We start from the raw sequence: 15,088 nt of genomic DNA on the forward strand, positions 1-15,088 counted from the left end.
CGCCGGAACCATCCCATGCAACACCATCGTAACCAGCGCAGCGCGGGCGAGTTAGTCTTTAACGCTCTGCTGTTTCTTGCCAGCCTGTTCCTGCTCTGGACGGCCTATAATATCTCGGGTTTTTCGTCGCTGTCCTCGCCCGGCACGCTGCCGATGGCACTGACCTTTGCGATGGTTGTCACCTCAGGGATGATCCTGCGCAATACGCTGCAAAGCCCGCGAGACGGCAGCAGCTTCTTCACCGATATTCTGCCCGCGCGGGTGGTGATTCTGACGGTGCTGATCGCCGCCTATGCTGTGCTGGTCGTGCCGCTTGGGTTCCTGCCGACCTCGCTGGCATTCCTGTTCCTGTCGATCCTCTACCTGCGCCGTGGCGGCGTGTTGTCGGCCTTTGGGCTGGCGGTGCTGAGCCTTGCGGTGGTTTACGTTGTTTTCCGGCTGATCTTCTCGGTTCTGCTGCCTGCGGGCATCGTTCCCGAGGGTGAGATTCTGGCCGCGATCCGGGGGCTGTTCTGATGGATGCTCTGAGCTATTTCCTGATCCCGTGGCTGGATCTGAAACTGTTGTTTCTGGTCGCGGCGGGGACATTCGCCGGGGTCTATGTCGGTGCCATTCCGGGCCTGTCGGTCACGATGGCGGTGTCGATCCTGATTGGCTTTACCTTTACCTGGGACGTGTATTCGGCACTCAGCCTGATGGTCGGCATCTTTATGGGCGGAGTCTATGGCGGGTCGCGCACGGCGATTTTGCTGAACATTCCCGGTTCGCCCTCGTCCATTGCCACGGCGATGGACGGCTATCCGCTGGCTCAGAGGGGCGAAGCGGGCGAGGCCATCGGCCTGTCCACCGTCATGTCCTTTGTTGGTGGTTTCGTCGGCATCTTTGTGCTGGCCGTCGCCGCCCCTGCACTCAGCGATTTTGCGCTGTCCTTTCAGCCGCGCGATTTCATGCTGATCGCCATTCTGGGTGTGCTGCTGGTCGGCTCGCTCTCGGGTGAAAGCCTGTTGAAAGGTATCTTCGCCGGGGCCTTCGGCCTGATGCTTGGCACCGTCGGTATGGACCCGCTGACCGCGCAGGAGCGGTTCACCTTTGGCATCACCGACCTGTGGGGCGGGATCAGCTTTATCGCGGTGATGATCGGTATGTTCGGTCTGTCTGAGGCGCTGATGCAGTTGCACCATATCGACGCGGTTGCCGTGCGGCAAAAGATCAACCGTATCGTGCCGCAATGGGCCTCGATCCGCAAATATCTGCCGCTGTCGATGCAGACCTCGGGGATTGGCGTTGTGGTCGGTGCGCTGCCGGGAACGGGCGGGGATGTGGCCGCGCTGATGGCCTATGACCATGCCAAGCGCATCACCCGCAATCCCGAAGTGCCGTTTGGCAAAGGCGCCAAGGAAGGGCTGGTCGCACCCGAAACCGCCAATAACGCCGCCGTTGGCGGGGCTTTTATCCCGATGCTGACACTGGGGATTCCGGGCGATGCGGTGACGGCCATTATGATCGGGGCGCTGTTCATCCACGGGCTGAACCCCGGCCCGATGCTGATGATCGAACAGCCCTCGATGTTCTGGTTCATCGTCGGCTCGCTGGTGCTGGCTAATATCTTCATGCTGATCTTTGGCCTCACCGGGATCAAGCTGTTCACCAAGATTGTGGAAATGCCCCGCTCGGTGCTGATCCCGCTGATCTTCCTTTTGTCCATCGTCGGTGCCTATGCGGTGAACAGCTCGATCACCGATGTGTATTGGATGCTTGGCTTTGGTGTCTTGGGCTATTTCATGCGCAGCTATGGGTTCCAGCTTGGGCCGGTGATTCTGGGGGTGATCCTGTCACGCCTGCTGGACGAGAACTGGCGGCGGGCGATTATTTCCGAACAGGAAAGCTTGCCGGCGTTGTTCAAAGGTATCCTGACCAGCCCGCTGTCTTTGGTGCTGTTCCTGATGGTGTTGGCGATCTTCCTCAGCCAGACGCCGATCTGGAAACGCTGGCAGAAACGGTTGGGGCTGGTGCCGCTGACCGATGAAGACAAGCTGAACCGGGGGTAAGCCATGAAAACCGCCATTGCCACCGTATCCATCGCCGGGACGCTGCGGGAAAAGTTCCGCGCCATCGCGACGGCTGGTTTCGACGGGGTGGAAATCTTTGAACAGGATTTCCTGCGCGACGCCGCATCCCCGGCCGAGGCGGGGGCAATGGCCCGCGATCACGGGCTGGAGGTGATGCTGTTCCAGCCCTTCCGCGACTTCGAGGGGCTGCCCGGCGATCTGCGGCGGCAGGCATTTGACCGGGCGCGGCACAAATTCGACCTGATGGCCGGGATGGGTGCGCCCCTGATGCTGATTTGTTCATCGCTGCACCCTGCGGCGATGGGCGGCATCGACCGCGCCGCCGATGATCTGGCCGAGCTGGCGGGCATTGCGGCAGAACGCGGGCTGAAGATTGGCTATGAGGCGCTGGCATGGGGCCGCCATGTCAACGACCACCGCGACGCATGGGAAATCGTGCGCCGCGCCGATCACCCGAACCTTGGGCTGATTCTGGACAGCTTTCATACCCTGTCCCGCAAGATCGACCCTGACACCATCCGCCGTATCCCCGGCGACAAAATCTTTTTCGTGCAGCTTGCCGATGCGCCGCTGATCGACATGGACCTTTTGTATTGGTCGCGCCATTTCCGCAACATGCCGGGCGAGGGCGACCTGCCCGTGGTTGATTTCATGCGGGCGGTGGCGGCGACGGGCTATGCTGGCCCGCTGTCGCTGGAAATCTTTAACGACCAGTTTCGCGGCGGCAGCCCCGAGGGAATCGCGCGTGACGGCCACCGCAGCCTGATCTGGCTGGCGGATCAGACCCGCCGGGCGGAACCGGGCCTGCTGCCTGACACCCCAGCCTTGCCACCGAATATCCCCGCGCAAGGGTTCGAGTTCATCGAGTTCGCCGCCAATGATGCGGATGCGAAGATGCTGGCCGCATCACTGCACAGCATGGGTTTCCGGCACACGCTGGAGCATAAGAACAAGCGCGTCAGCGTTTGGCAGCAAGGCGATATTCGCATCATCGTGAACACCGAGCAGACCGGATTCGCGCAGAGCTTTTACCTGAATCACGGCACCGGCGTTTGCGATATTGGCCTGCGTGTGCAGGATGCGGGGGCCACTATCACCCGCGCCCGTGCATTGGACGCCAAGCCCTTTGACCAGCCCGTTGGGCCGGGAGAGCTGGACATTCCCGCCATTCGCGGCGTTGGCGGCTCGGTCCTGCATTTCATCGACCGGCAAAGCGGCCTTGCAGATGTCTGGCAGGTTGAGTTCGACCCGACCGGCGCTCCTGCCAATGATTTCGGCCTGACTCGCGTGGACCATCTGGCCGAGACCATGCCCTATGATGAAATGCTGTCATGGTCGCTGTTCTATACCTCGATCTTTGACATGGGGCGGCACCCGATGATCGACGTGGCCGACCCGGACGGGCTGGTGCGCTCGCAGGCGCTGGAATCGCCGGACGGGCAGACGCGGATTACCCTGAACGGTGCGGAATCGCACCGGACGCTGGCAGGCAAGTTTTTGTCGGAATCCATGGGGTCCACGGTGCAGCATATCGCGCTGGAAAGCCGCGACCTTTTGGCCAGCGCCGTGCAGATGCAGGCGGCGGGGTTCCAGCCGTTGCCGATCCCGGAAAACTATTACGCCGATCTTCAGGCGCGTTTCGGGCTGGACCCGGCACTGCTGGCGGCGCTGAAATCGCATAATATCCTGTATGACCGCGACGAGGACGGGGGCGAGTTCTTCCAGCTTTACGGCCAGCCGCTGCTTGGCGGGATGTTCTTTGAAATCGTCCAACGCAAAGGCGGCTATAACGGCTATGGGGCCTATAACGCGCCGTTCCGCATTGCCGCACTGAAACGGCTGATGGGCGGCCGCGCTATTCCAAGGGTATGATTTTCCAATGATTTCAGGCTATACCAAGCTGATCCCGCATATCGGTGTGCCGACCGAAAGTTTCAAGGCACCAATGATCTATAACCCGTGGTTCGATGCGCGGGGCATTGATGCTGTGGTGGTCCCGATGGGGGTTGAGCCTGACGATTTCGCAACCTTCCTGCCTGCTGCCGCAAGGATGCGCAATTTTGGCGGGGCGCTGATCACCATGCCCTATAAAGTGCCGGTGGTCGGGCTGCTGGATGAGGTCAGCGTGACCGTGCAGATCTGCGGTTCTTGCAATGCCGTGCGGCGCGACCCCGACGGGCGGCTGATCGGTGATATGTTCGACGGCGAAGGCTTCGTGCGCGGCGTCTTGCGCAAGGGCCGGGCGGTGGCCGGGGCCTCGGCGCTGGTGGTTGGTGCGGGCGGCGTCGGTTCGGCCATTGCGGCCTCGCTGGCTAAGGCCGGGGCGGCGCGGATCGGGCTTTACGACCTGAACATCGCTGCGACCGAGGCATTGGCGGGCCGTATCCGTGCCGCCTATCCGATTGCGGTCCAGACGGGCAGCAACGATCCCGCAGGTTGGGACATCGTGGTGAACGCCACCCCGATGGGCATGGCCGAGGGCGACCCGATGCCGATGGATACCACCCGCATTGCCCCGGAAACTTTTGTCGGTGAAGTGGTGATGAAGCGCGAGGAAACCGCCTTCCTCGCCGCGGCCCGCGCCCGCGGCTGTCAGGTCCAGATCGGCACCGATATGCTGTTCGAACAGATCCCCGCCTATCTGGAGTTCTTTGGCTTTCCCGCGACCACCGCCGATGAATTGCGCGGGCTGGCGCAGATCCGGTATTAAATGCCCGCATCCGGGGCATGGTGATGCCGTGCCCCGGATGCTGCTCATGTTGCGGTTCTTATTGTTTGGGCGCTGTGTTGCGCCGGGTCGTGGTTCTTGATGACCTGTCCACGGGACACCGCCACAACATTCCTGAGGCCGCAGAGTTTGTCGAAGGCAGTATTCTGGATGCGCCGCTGGTCGATCAGTTGGTTGCGCGCAGCGATGGGGTTTTCCACCTTGCGGCGCTGGTGTCCGTTCAGGATTGCATTGCCGACTGGCAGGGTGGGCATCGGACCAATCTGGGTGCAACAATCTCAATCATGCAGGCGGCGGCCCGGCATGGCGGCAAGCCGGTCATCTATGCTTCATCGGCGGCAATTTATGGCGACCAGAATCAGCAGGTCTGCACCGAACAACTGGTGCCGTCTCCGATTTCGCCCTATGGCGCGGACAAGCTGGGCTGTGAGCATCAGGCGCGGGCTTTTGCGGTCATTCACGGGTTGCCGAGTGTCGGTCTGCGGTTTTTTAACGTCTATGGACCCCGGCAAGACCCGCGCTCACCCTATGCCGGGGTGATTTCGAAGTTTTGCGACAATCTGCGCAAAGGCGTCGCGCATACGGTCTTTGGCGACGGGATGCAAAGCCGCGACTTTGTTTACGTTGGTGATATCGTGGCCGGACTGATCGCGGCACGGGACTTTGCCCTGCGCAGCGGCGGGGCCGAGGTTGCCAACCTTTGCACCGGCAAGGTCACGACCCTTCTGGACCTGATTGCGACGCTGGATACGGTGGCGGCTATGCCGGCATCCGCGGTCAATCACGCGGCGGCGCGACCCGGTGATATTCGCTTTTCGATGGGCAGTCCGGCACATGCGGCAGATCTGATGAACTGGTCTGCCTCGGTCGGGCTGGAGCAAGGGCTGCGTGAATTCTGGCGCACAGTTTCCGATAACTGAGAAAGATCATATGTCTCTTGTAACCAGTAACCTGAATGGCCGCTTGTCCGAGATTGCGCTGGCGGCAATCCATCTTGCCGATGCACAATTGACTGATGCCCGCATTTGGGCGCCGGATGCAACCGACCTTCAGCGGGATGCGCTGGTTGCGGCGGGGGCGGCAGAGGTTCTGACCGGCTGGATGCGCCCGGATGGTGCGATTGATATTGTTGTCGTGCTGAACGGCCTTCCCGCGGATACCCCGGCCGAGGCGTGCCTGTCGATGCTGGCCGATGCGGCGCCAAAGCGGCTGGTCGTGCAGCCAAATGAGGTTGGCAGGCTGGGCTATGGCAAATTGCCAGAGCGTGACAGCCGCGATGCCCTGTCGTTTCCCGAATGGCGCAGCCTGTGCGATGCGCTGCTTGGGCAGGCGGATGGCTGGTGGCTGGCGGCCCCGGCCGAAGGTGTGGCGCTTTTCCCCCGGCCGGATTTTGACAGTGTTCAGGTGGCTGGTCCCGTTCACGCCGCGATTTCGGGTGCTGCCACCGAGCCGCTGCGCCCTGCTTCGGCTGTTGCGTGGGTGGGCTTTTGGGGGCTGGCGCCTGCCGGTTCTGCTGCTGTGCGACTGGAACAAAGCATCGCACGCAGCACTGAAACGGCGATTGCGTCGCCCGCGACGCTGGCCGGTCGTCAGCGGCGCATGGCCATTGTGATTGACCGGCCGGATTGGGCTTTTGCCAATATCATCAACAACATCGCGCCGCTGCTGGAGGGGCGTTATCAGGTCTCGCGGTTTTATGTGACCGACTATGAGAAACCCGCCGATCTGATTGCCGAAGTCTTTTGCAAGAACAGTTTTGACAATGTGCATTTCATGTGGCGCGAGCTGTTCTTTTCGTCGCTGTTTACGCCCATGCTGCGCCGCGTCCACGAGTTGTCGGGCCTGAAGGCCGAAGATCTGGCCGAGCGGATCGCAGCCCCGGCGATTTCGACCTCGGTTTATGACCATCTGTTCCTGCGCCGGGAAGATGTCGCTTCGCGCCGGGGGGGATTTGCGGCGGTTGATGCTTATGCTGTTTCATCCGCGCGTTTGTATGACGAATATTCCGGGCTGAACCTGCCTGCGCCTGCCTCGGAAACGCCGGATGCGGTTTCGTTCGGGCGGTTTGAACGTGCGCGCATCGCGCAACAGGCGCGCGGAGAACAGCGCAAGTCGCTGGTTGTCGGCTGGGTTGGGAACTCGAACTGGGCCAAGGGCAATGCCAGCTTGCAGGAAGACCCCAAGGGCTTCCATTCCATCCTTGTCCCTGCGGTCGAGCGGTTGCAGGCCAAGGGATTGCCGATCAGCCTGCATGTTGCGGATCGCAATATCCGCCATCGTGATGCCGATGAAATGGTCGACTACTACGGTGAAATTGATGTGCTGGTCTGTTCGTCCAGTCATGAGGGCACGCCCAATCCGGTGTTGGAGGCAATGGCTTCGGGTCTGCCGTTCGTCAGCACTGATGTTGGTTTGGTGCGCGAGGTGTCGGGGGAATCGCAGCATCAGTTCATCTTGTCTGAACGCAACGTGGATGCGATGGCTGACGCGCTGGAACGCTTGTTGGAAAGCCCCGAAACCCGTGACGAGTTGGCCTGTGAAAATCTGAAGCATATCGAAGAATGGTCATGGTATTCCAAGCTGCCGGACTGGTTGCGGCTGTTTTCGGCGGCTGAAAAGCGCCACGCCGAAGGTGGATCACATAGCCGCCTTGCGCTGGTGCAGGCGCTTCTGGCTGACAGTTCGGCCATCATTCCGCAAAAGGACGGGCGACTGGAGGCACTGACCAATCGTTGCGAAAAACTGACCGAGGCGAATGGTGCGCTTCGGGAGCGTCTGGATAAGCTGCGTGAGACGAATACCTGGCTGATGACAATTAAGGCCAAGTTCGATGAGTTGAAAGCGTCGGTTGCGGATCAGCCTGCCGTTGCGGCTGTTGCCCCAGCCGCTCCAGCCGATCCGCTGCCTGTTGTGACACAGCTTCCCGAAGCTGAGGTTGCCGCCCTGCACGATGAAATTAAACGCTTACATCATATGGATGAGGTGGCGCGGGCCGAGATCAGCCGGCTGCGCGACCTGTGCGATCGGCTGACTCATATGGATCAGGCTGCGCGGGTGGAATTGGATCATCGCGGGCAATTGTTATCCAACCGTATGGCCAGCTTGCGTCATGCGTTGACGGGAAAGCGTTAAGCCATGACCAAGACGATCATTTTCCTGATGCCTTGGGGGCGTGTTGGCAGCAATCTGGTCAACTCGATCATTCAGTCGTCACGCGCCATGCGGGTTTTCAACGAACCGCTGACGGGCATTATGACGCGGACCGTTCAGGCGGGTGGCAGTGGCGATGAAATCTGGAAAAACCAGCGCGAATGGCTGGAAACCGAGATGTTGCCCGGTCAGCGCGATACGTTTCTGAATCTGGCTGCGAATTGCATTGCCGAACCTGATACGTTCCGGGACATCATGGCCCCGCTTGCGCCGACCTATCTTGTTCTGGACCGCAAGGATGATCTGGCGACGGCCATTTCAGCTCTGCGCACCGAAGCATGGGTCAGCGAAGGCCGCGAAAAGGGCGAACATCGAAGCTGGGCTATTCCAAAGGGACAGGCCGTCGATTTTCGCCCGGTGATCCCGGTCGGGCGGCTGCGTCAGGCGCTTACGATCATTCGTCAGGGCCGCGATCACATTCAGCGCATCACGCAGCACAAGATCCCGGTCACATACTATTACGAAGATCTGGTCGAGGATATGGCCGGAACGCTGACGGACATCCTGTATCGTTGTGGTATTCCAAGGTTCGATTTCGAGGTGCGCTCAGCAAAGTTCGGGGATGCTGATTTGTCGAAAATGGTCGGCAACGCTGCTGAGATTTTCGATGAGGTCCGCCGTGATAACATCAGAACTGCGTTGACTGTGGCCGGTCAACAGATGTGACCGCTGGCGCGGGTTGATCTGACATCTGCATAACCATTAGCGGACAGGCGCCAATAGACAGGCACCACTCCCGCCTGTATCAATCACGCATGAGCGCCAGCCAGCAGATCCCCGTTTTCAACCTGTTCGGAGAGACCTCTGCCTTTCCCGATGTGGTTCATGTCGAGCGGATTCACGACCGGGCGCATCTGCATGACTGGCAGATCTTTCCGCATCGGCATCGGGACATGGCGCAGTTGTTCCTGATTGAGCAAGGGCAGGCCGCCGCCTTGATTGATGGGCAGGACATCACGCTGGAACAACAGCAAATCCTGTATATTCCGCCGATGGTGGTGCATGGTTTCCGCTTTCGTCAGCATAGCGAAGGGCTGGTGATTTCGCTTCCGGCGCCGGTGCTGGCAGGGCTGTCCGTTCAGCCCGCCGAGATCACCCGCAGCTTTGTCACCGTGCTTGATCCGGGGCTGGAGGCGCTGACCGGGCAACTGGCCGCAGCCTTTCCCATGTCTGGCACTTATCGCACACAACTGTTGGTGCTGCTGGCGCAGGCTTTGCTGATTGCTCTGGCGGCAAAGGCGGGTGCCGCGCAGGATCAGGCACCGCAGCCCCGGCAGATGCAGCGGTTCCAGCAGCTTCTGGCCGATCCGCAGACGCTTGGCTGGCGGCCCGGCGATTTTGCCCGCGCCCTGTCGATCACGCCGGGCCATCTGAACCGGCTGTGCCATGACGCGCATGGCATGACTGCTTCGCGCCAGATCGAGGCGCGGCTGATGACCGAAGCCTGCCGTCTGCTGGCCTTTACCCGCTTGCCGGTGGCGGAAATCGGCTGGCGGCTTGGGTTTGAAGACCCGGCGCATTTCTCGCGCCGGTTCCGGTTGCATCAGGGGCAGTCGCCAAGTGCCTATCGTGCGCCATTCACGTCATAGCGGGAATGTGCCGGGCTGGGTCTCGGCGGTGATCCAGCGCAGATCGGTGAACTCGGCAATCCCGGCCCGCCCGCCAAAGCGGCCATAGCCGCTGTCCCCGACGCCGCCAAAGGGCATTTGCGCTTCGTCATGGACGGTCGCGCCGTTGATGTGACAGATGCCCGAACGGATTTGGCCCGCCACCACCAACCCGCGGGCAATGTCGCGGGTAAAGACCGCTGCCGACAGGCCGTAATCGCTGTCATTGGCCAGCCGCACGGCGTCGGCTTCGTCCTGTGCGCGGATGATGGCGACGACCGGGCCAAAGGATTCCTCGGCATAAATGCGCATGTCGGGGGTGACGTGATCGACGACCTGCGCAGGCATAAGGACGCCTTCGGCCGCGCCTGCGCTGTGGATGGTCGCACCCTTGTCGCGGGCGTCGGCAATCAGCGCCGAAACCTTGTCCACCGTCACCGCATCGACCACCGCGCCCAGCGGGGCAGAGCCGTCGCGCGGGTCGCCCGCTTTCAGCGTGGCGGCGCGGGCGGTAAAGCGGGCGACGAATTCGTCTGCGATTTCGGGTGCCAGAATGATGCGCTCTGTGGACATGCAAATCTGACCCTGATTAAAGAACGCGCCGAAAATCGCGGCTTTCACGGCCTCGTCCAGATCGGCGTCCTTCAGCACGATCAGTGGCGCTTTGCCACCCAACTCCAGCAGGGCCGGTTTCAGATTACGGGCGCAGCGCTCCGCGATGATCCGGCCCACCTTCGTCGAGCCGGTAAAGTTCACCCGCCGGATCGCGGGATGGTCGATCAGGGTGCCGACGATTTCGGCGGCATCCTCGGGCGCGTTGGTCAGCAGGCTGACGACGCCGGACGGCAGGGCCTCGGCCAGCGCCTCGGCAATCAGGGCATGGGTGCGGGGACAGATTTCCGAGGCCTTGAACACCACCGCATTGCCGCAGGCCAAGGGCGTTGCCAGCGCGCGCACGCCAAGGATCACCGGCGCATTCCACGGCGCAATTCCCAAGACCACCCCGACTGGCTGGCGCAGGGCCATCGACAGGCAGCCGGGCTTGTCGGATGGGATCACCTCGCCCGTGACTTGTGTGGTCAGGGCGGCGGCCTCGCGCAGCATGGATGCGGCAAGGTTGACGTTAAACCCGGCCCATGCGGCAGTTGCGCCGGTCTCCTCCATCATCGCTGCGGTAAAGGCATCGGCCCGTGCCGCCACCGCATCGGCGGCCTTCAGCAATGCAGCGCGTCGGGCGTTGGGGCCAAGCGCGGCCCATTCCGGTGCGGCTGCGGCTGCTGCATCGGCCGCAGCGATGGCATCGGCAGGGCTGGCGGCGGCGGCCTCGCTGGCGACAGCTCCGGTGATCGGGTTCATGCGCTGAAAGCTGTGGTTATCCGTCGCTGGGTGGGATGCGCCGCCATAGATCAGGTTAATCATATGCTCCTCCTGTTTCGGGCAGGCTGGCATGGGGGCATGGCAGGTGCAAGGGCTGTCAGGATGCACGATTTATCCAAGAGATTGCCTGCTGCGTCCATTCGTCGCGGGTTCCGGTCGGGCTAGATTCTGGCTGAACAGGGGGGACATATGGATACACAAGTCGTCATTATCGGGGCGGGGCCGTCAGGGCTGCTGCTGTCACAATTGCTGAATCGCGCGGGGGTGGAAACCGTGCTGCTGGAGCGGTCCAGCCGCGATCATGTGCTGTCGCGCATCCGGGCAGGGATTCTGGAATGGGGCAGCGTCGAGATGCTGCGCGAAGCCGGGGTCGGCGCCCGGATGGATGCCGAGGGGTTCCCCCATGATGGCACCTTCATCACCGATGGCGACCGCTCGATCCACATTGATTTCAAGGGTCTGACGGGCAAGCGCGTCATGGTTTATGGCCAGACCGAGGTCACGCAGGATCTTTACGCCGCGCAGGATGCGATGGGGACGACCATTATCCACGGGGTTGAGGATGTCAGCATCCATGACCTCGATGCGACACGGGCGCGGGTGGAATATACGCTGAACGGCGAACGCCGCAGCCTGACCTGCGCTTATGTTGCGGGTTGTGACGGGTTCCACGGTGTCAGTCGCAAAACCATCCCCGAGGCCAAGCGGCGCGAGTTCGAGAGGGTTTACCCCTTTGGCTGGCTTGGCATCCTGTCACGCACGCCGCCGGTCAGTGAAGAATTGATTTATGCAAGCTCGGACCATGGTTTCGCGCTGGCCTCGATGCGCAATGCGAACCTGTCGCGCTATTACGTTCAGGTGCCGCTGACCGATACGCCCGAGGATTGGTCCGATGACCGCTTCTGGACCGAGTTCAAGCGCCGCATCCCGTCAGACGCCGCCGCGCGGCTGGTCACGGGACCGTCGATCGAGAAATCCATCGCCCCCCTGCGCAGTTTCGTCAGCGAGCCGCTGCGCTGGGGCAGGATGTTCCTGGTCGGTGACGCCGCCCATATCGTGCCGCCGACCGGGGCCAAGGGGCTGAATCTGGCGGTGTCTGACGTGTTCTATCTGCATCAGGCGCTGATCGAGGCGCTGAAACAGGGCAGCGAAAAGGGTGTGGACAGCTATTCCGAACGTGCGCTGGCGCGGATCTGGAAGGCGATGCGCTTTAGCTGGCAGATGACCACCATGCTGCACCAGTTCGAGGGCGAGGACACATTCGCCGCCGCCATGCGCCGGGCCACGCTGACCCATCTGGCGGAATCTGAAACCGCGCGTCGTGAACTGGCAGAGAACTATGTTGGCCTGCCGTTTTAGGCTGTGATGAAGGGCGGGGGCGATGTCCCCGCCCGTTATGCCCCCGGCTGTTATGTCCTGCGCGTTATGCCAGCGCGATGTTCAGCGGGAATGACCCCTTGACCAGCAGCGGGGCCACGCCGCCTTCGATATGGCCCAGCCGGATCAGGTCGCCGCGATAGCGATAGCTGCCGTGGAACATCGCCAGATTGCCCCAACCCCTGAAATAGCACAGGTCGCCGGGCTGTTCGTCATCGTAATCAACCAGCCCGCCCTCATCCAGCCGCCGTGGCAGGTGGGCGATTTTTTCATTCGTCGAGAAATCCTCGATCATCAGATCCAGTGGCAGAAGCGAAATCAGATCACGCGTGGTTGGGTTGTCATGCAGCCGCCAGGTGAAATCCTGATCCGCAAAACGGCAACGCAGACGCAGGGGCGTTGCCGAGGTCGCGCGGGCTGTCATCAGCGCGGCGGTTGCGCCCGCAAGGATCGCGCGGCGCGGGAAATGGGGCGTCTGCATCGGCTGTCCTTTGGCTGTGGAAAGGGGCGACATCGCCGCCCCCGTTGGCTTTTATGCAAGATGCTCGGTGAAATAGGCTTGCAGCTTGTCCCAGGGGATTACACCGGCCTTATTGTCGTAAAGGTCGGTATGGGTCGCGCCGGGGACGATGAACAGTTCCTTGGGTTCCGCCGCCGCCTCATAGGCGGTTTCGCTGAAATAGCGCGAATGGGCCGCCTCGCCGTGGATCAGCAGGACCGGGCGGGGCGAGATTTCCGCGATATAGGTCAGCAGTGGCATGTTCATAAAGGACAGCGGCGTGGTGACGGACCATGCATTGCCGGAATTGACCGCACGCGGGTGATAGCCGCGCGGGGTGCGGTAATAATCGGCGTATTCCTTGACGAATTGCGGCTCGTCCCCGGTCAGATCCAGCGAGGGCGGGCCATAGGCGGGCGCGCCGTTTTCGGCATCTGTCCAGCGTTGCGCGGCCAGTTGCTCCAGCGTCTCGGCCCGCTGTTCGGGCGTGGTGCTGTCATTATAGCCGCGCGACATGACGCGGCTCATGTCATACATGGTGCTGGTGGCCACGGCGCGCACGCGTTTGTCGATGGCCGCCGCGTTCAGCGCCATGCCGCCCCAGCCGCAAATGCCGATCATGCCGATGCGGTTCCGGTCCACCTCGGGGCGCAGGCCGATGGCGTCCACGGCGGCGCTGAAATCCTCGGTGTTGATGTCGGGTGAGGCGATGTTGCGCGGCTCGCCCCCGCTCTCGCCGGTGAAAGAGCCGTCAAAGGCCAGCGCGGCAAAGCCGCGTTCGGCCATGGTCTGCGCGTAAAGGCCCGAGGATTGTTCCTTGACCGCGCCAAACGGCCCGCCCACGACGATGGCGGGCAGGGGGCCGCCGCGGTCCTTGGGCAGATACAGGTCGCCCGACAGGGTGATGCCGTAGCGGTTCTTGAAGCTGATCTTTTCGTGATCGACGGTTTCGCTGCGAGGGAAAACCTTGTCCCATTCGGTTGTCATGGTTTGTGCCTTTGCGGTTGAGAGGGTGAGGGGCGCGCCAAGCATCAGGGCTGTCGCGCTGGTCAATTGCAGCAGGCTGCGGCGGTTGAGGCGATGATCGGGCATGTCTTATCCTTTCGATTGTGGACAAGATAACAAAAGAGGGTATGCCGGATTAGACGGGTAATTCGGCATAGACTTATACTGCTGGTTGCTTAATCAGCCTGCGGCACTGACTTTGGCTGATGGGGCAGGCGGGGTCACGCTGTCACGGATACGCAGGTCAAAAGGCATGACGTGGCGCAGTGGTGCCTTGGCCCCGCCGATCTGCGCCAGCAGCAATTCCGCCGCCCGCTGGCCGGTGGCGTGATAGTCGTAATGCACCGTAGTCAGCGGCGGATTATAGGCGGCGGCGCTGTCGATGTCGCCCACACCGGCGACCGAGATTTCCCCCGGCACCGCAAGCCGCCGCTGGTGCAGGCGGCTGATTGCGCCGATGGCCAGCCGGTCGGTGACGGCCAGCACGGCGGTGGGTGTGCCGCGGTCGATATAAGGCACCAGCCGGTCGATTCCCGCCGCGCCATCGGCCAGATCGAACCCGCCCGAGACCATCAGCGCCGGGTCGGGCGTGATCCCCGCCGCTGCCAGCGCGTCCAGATAGCCGGCGCGGCGTTCCTGTCCGATCTGGATGTCCCAATCCGGGCCGCCGATCAGGCCGATGCGGCGGTGGCCGCTGCGGATCAGGTAATCGGTGATCTGGCGCAGCGCCCGGCGCTCGTCCTGAATGACCGAGGTAAAGCCCTGCGCACTGGCGTCCTGCCCCGTCACCACCACCGGCACACCCATCTGGCGCATGGTGGTCAGGTGCCGGTCGGTCAGGCGCGTTGCCAGCATCAGCACGCCGCTGACCCGGTGGCTGCGGAAAATGTCCAGATAGCGCAGTTCTTCGTCCGGGTCGTTGGCGGCATTGCCCAGCAGCGGGAACAGGCCACGCGCCGCCAGCGCCTGCGCCATGCCTGCCACGATCTGCCCCGAGGCATAGGAGTTGATGCGCGGAATGATGATCCCGATGGCGTCAGAGCGGTTCGCTTTGAGGTTCTTGGCAATCCCGCTTGGCACATAGCCGGTTTCCGCGATGATCGCCTGAACCCGCGCCCGCAGCGTGGCGCTGACATAGCCGGAATTGTTCAGCACCCGCGAAACGGTCGAGGTCGAAACCCCCGCCCGTTCGGCAAGTTCGCGGATATTCATTGCG

At 62.1% G+C, this 15,088-nt stretch carries 13 protein-coding genes; 9 read left to right on the forward strand and 4 right to left on the reverse strand.

The features are described 5' to 3' along the window. The first annotated feature begins 15 nt into the window (after window positions 1-15). The 8 genes from Q4G24_RS02220 to Q4G24_RS02255 all read left to right on the forward strand — a co-directional run bounded on the left by Q4G24_RS02220 (window position 16) and on the right by Q4G24_RS02255 (window position 9,596). Window positions 16-516 carry a tripartite tricarboxylate transporter TctB family protein gene (locus tag Q4G24_RS02220; protein WP_303364873.1) on the forward strand — a complete coding sequence of 167 codons (501 nt, stop codon included), beginning with the start codon at window positions 16-18 and terminating at the stop codon, window positions 514-516. Further along, window positions 516-2,048, forward strand: coding sequence for a tripartite tricarboxylate transporter permease (locus Q4G24_RS02225; RefSeq protein WP_303364874.1), 1,533 nt, complete (start codon window positions 516-518; stop codon window positions 2,046-2,048). The genes Q4G24_RS02220 and Q4G24_RS02225 overlap by 1 nt, the downstream gene beginning before the upstream one ends. 3 nt (window positions 2,049-2,051) lie before the next feature. Beyond that, the gene (locus Q4G24_RS02230) at window positions 2,052-3,941 is read left to right on the forward strand and encodes a bifunctional sugar phosphate isomerase/epimerase/4-hydroxyphenylpyruvate dioxygenase family protein (RefSeq protein WP_303364875.1); all 1,890 of its coding nucleotides are present in this window, start codon (window positions 2,052-2,054) and stop codon (window positions 3,939-3,941) included. A gap of 7 nt (window positions 3,942-3,948) precedes the next feature. Continuing rightward, window positions 3,949-4,779: a shikimate dehydrogenase gene (locus Q4G24_RS02235; RefSeq protein WP_303364876.1), complete on the forward strand. Its 831-nt coding sequence runs from the start codon at window positions 3,949-3,951 to the stop codon at window positions 4,777-4,779. A gap of 77 nt (window positions 4,780-4,856) precedes the next feature. Continuing rightward, a complete protein-coding gene (locus Q4G24_RS02240) occupies window positions 4,857-5,717 on the forward strand; it encodes an NAD-dependent epimerase/dehydratase family protein (RefSeq protein ID WP_303364877.1) in 861 nt (286 codons plus the stop codon). Window positions 5,718-5,727: 10 nt separating this feature from the next. After that, the gene (locus Q4G24_RS02245) at window positions 5,728-7,929 is read left to right on the forward strand and encodes a glycosyltransferase family 4 protein (protein ID WP_303364878.1); all 2,202 of its coding nucleotides are present in this window, start codon (window positions 5,728-5,730) and stop codon (window positions 7,927-7,929) included. 3 nt (window positions 7,930-7,932) lie between these two features. Beyond that, the gene (locus tag Q4G24_RS02250; protein WP_303364879.1) at window positions 7,933-8,673 is read left to right on the forward strand and encodes a hypothetical protein; all 741 of its coding nucleotides are present in this window, start codon (window positions 7,933-7,935) and stop codon (window positions 8,671-8,673) included. A gap of 89 nt (window positions 8,674-8,762) precedes the next feature. Then, entirely contained in the window at window positions 8,763-9,596 is an 834-nt protein-coding gene (locus tag Q4G24_RS02255; RefSeq protein ID WP_303364880.1) for a helix-turn-helix domain-containing protein, read from the forward strand. Here the strand turns inward: Q4G24_RS02255 and Q4G24_RS02260 are convergent. Further along, window positions 9,591-11,033: an aldehyde dehydrogenase gene (locus tag Q4G24_RS02260; protein ID WP_303364881.1), complete on the reverse strand. Its 1,443-nt coding sequence runs from the start codon at window positions 11,031-11,033 to the stop codon at window positions 9,591-9,593. The two genes, Q4G24_RS02255 and Q4G24_RS02260, sit on opposite strands and share 6 nt — an antisense overlap. A 147-nt stretch (window positions 11,034-11,180) precedes the next feature. On the opposite strand from Q4G24_RS02260, the gene pobA reads away from it, so the two are divergent. Then, window positions 11,181-12,350, forward strand: coding sequence for a 4-hydroxybenzoate 3-monooxygenase (gene pobA, locus Q4G24_RS02265; RefSeq protein ID WP_303364882.1), 1,170 nt, complete (start codon window positions 11,181-11,183; stop codon window positions 12,348-12,350). 64 nt (window positions 12,351-12,414) lie between these two features. Here pobA and Q4G24_RS02270 read toward each other — a convergent pair whose 3' ends face one another. The 3 genes from Q4G24_RS02270 to Q4G24_RS02280 all read right to left on the reverse strand — a co-directional run bounded on the left by Q4G24_RS02270 (window position 12,415) and on the right by Q4G24_RS02280 (window position 15,084). After that, entirely contained in the window at window positions 12,415-12,849 is a 435-nt protein-coding gene (locus Q4G24_RS02270; RefSeq protein WP_303364883.1) for a cyclophilin-like fold protein, read from the reverse strand. A 51-nt stretch (window positions 12,850-12,900) separates the two neighbouring features. Then, window positions 12,901-13,959 carry an alpha/beta hydrolase gene (locus Q4G24_RS02275; RefSeq protein WP_303364884.1) on the reverse strand — a complete coding sequence of 353 codons (1,059 nt, stop codon included), beginning with the start codon at window positions 13,957-13,959 and terminating at the stop codon, window positions 12,901-12,903. A gap of 93 nt (window positions 13,960-14,052) precedes the next feature. Next, window positions 14,053-15,084 (reverse strand): LacI family DNA-binding transcriptional regulator, encoded by a 1,032-nt coding sequence (locus Q4G24_RS02280; RefSeq protein ID WP_303364885.1) that lies wholly within the window; start codon window positions 15,082-15,084, stop codon window positions 14,053-14,055. Window positions 15,085-15,088: the final 4 nt, after the last annotated feature.

This window comes from Paracoccus sp. (in: a-proteobacteria), assembly GCF_030538695.1.
GTDB lineage: Bacteria > Pseudomonadota > Alphaproteobacteria > Rhodobacterales > Rhodobacteraceae > Paracoccus.

Coding starts and splice junctions, on each gene's coding strand:
- Q4G24_RS02235 (WP_303364876.1), top strand. CDS start 3,949: ATGATTTCAGGCTATACCAAGCTGATCCCGCATATCGGTGTGCCGACC.
- Q4G24_RS02220 (WP_303364873.1), top strand. CDS start 16: ATGCAACACCATCGTAACCAGCGCAGCGCGGGCGAGTTAGTCTTTAAC.
- Q4G24_RS02230 (WP_303364875.1), top strand. CDS start 2,052: ATGAAAACCGCCATTGCCACCGTATCCATCGCCGGGACGCTGCGGGAA.
- Q4G24_RS02255 (WP_303364880.1), top strand. CDS start 8,763: ATGAGCGCCAGCCAGCAGATCCCCGTTTTCAACCTGTTCGGAGAGACC.
- Q4G24_RS02245 (WP_303364878.1), top strand. CDS start 5,728: ATGTCTCTTGTAACCAGTAACCTGAATGGCCGCTTGTCCGAGATTGCG.
- Q4G24_RS02250 (WP_303364879.1), top strand. CDS start 7,933: ATGACCAAGACGATCATTTTCCTGATGCCTTGGGGGCGTGTTGGCAGC.
- Q4G24_RS02280 (WP_303364885.1), bottom strand. CDS start 15,084: ATGAATATCCGCGAACTTGCCGAACGGGCGGGGGTTTCGACCTCGACC.
- Q4G24_RS02275 (WP_303364884.1), bottom strand. CDS start 13,959: ATGCCCGATCATCGCCTCAACCGCCGCAGCCTGCTGCAATTGACCAGC.
- pobA (WP_303364882.1), top strand. CDS start 11,181: ATGGATACACAAGTCGTCATTATCGGGGCGGGGCCGTCAGGGCTGCTG.
- Q4G24_RS02270 (WP_303364883.1), bottom strand. CDS start 12,849: ATGCAGACGCCCCATTTCCCGCGCCGCGCGATCCTTGCGGGCGCAACC.
- Q4G24_RS02260 (WP_303364881.1), bottom strand. CDS start 11,033: ATGATTAACCTGATCTATGGCGGCGCATCCCACCCAGCGACGGATAAC.
- Q4G24_RS02225 (WP_303364874.1), top strand. CDS start 516: ATGGATGCTCTGAGCTATTTCCTGATCCCGTGGCTGGATCTGAAACTG.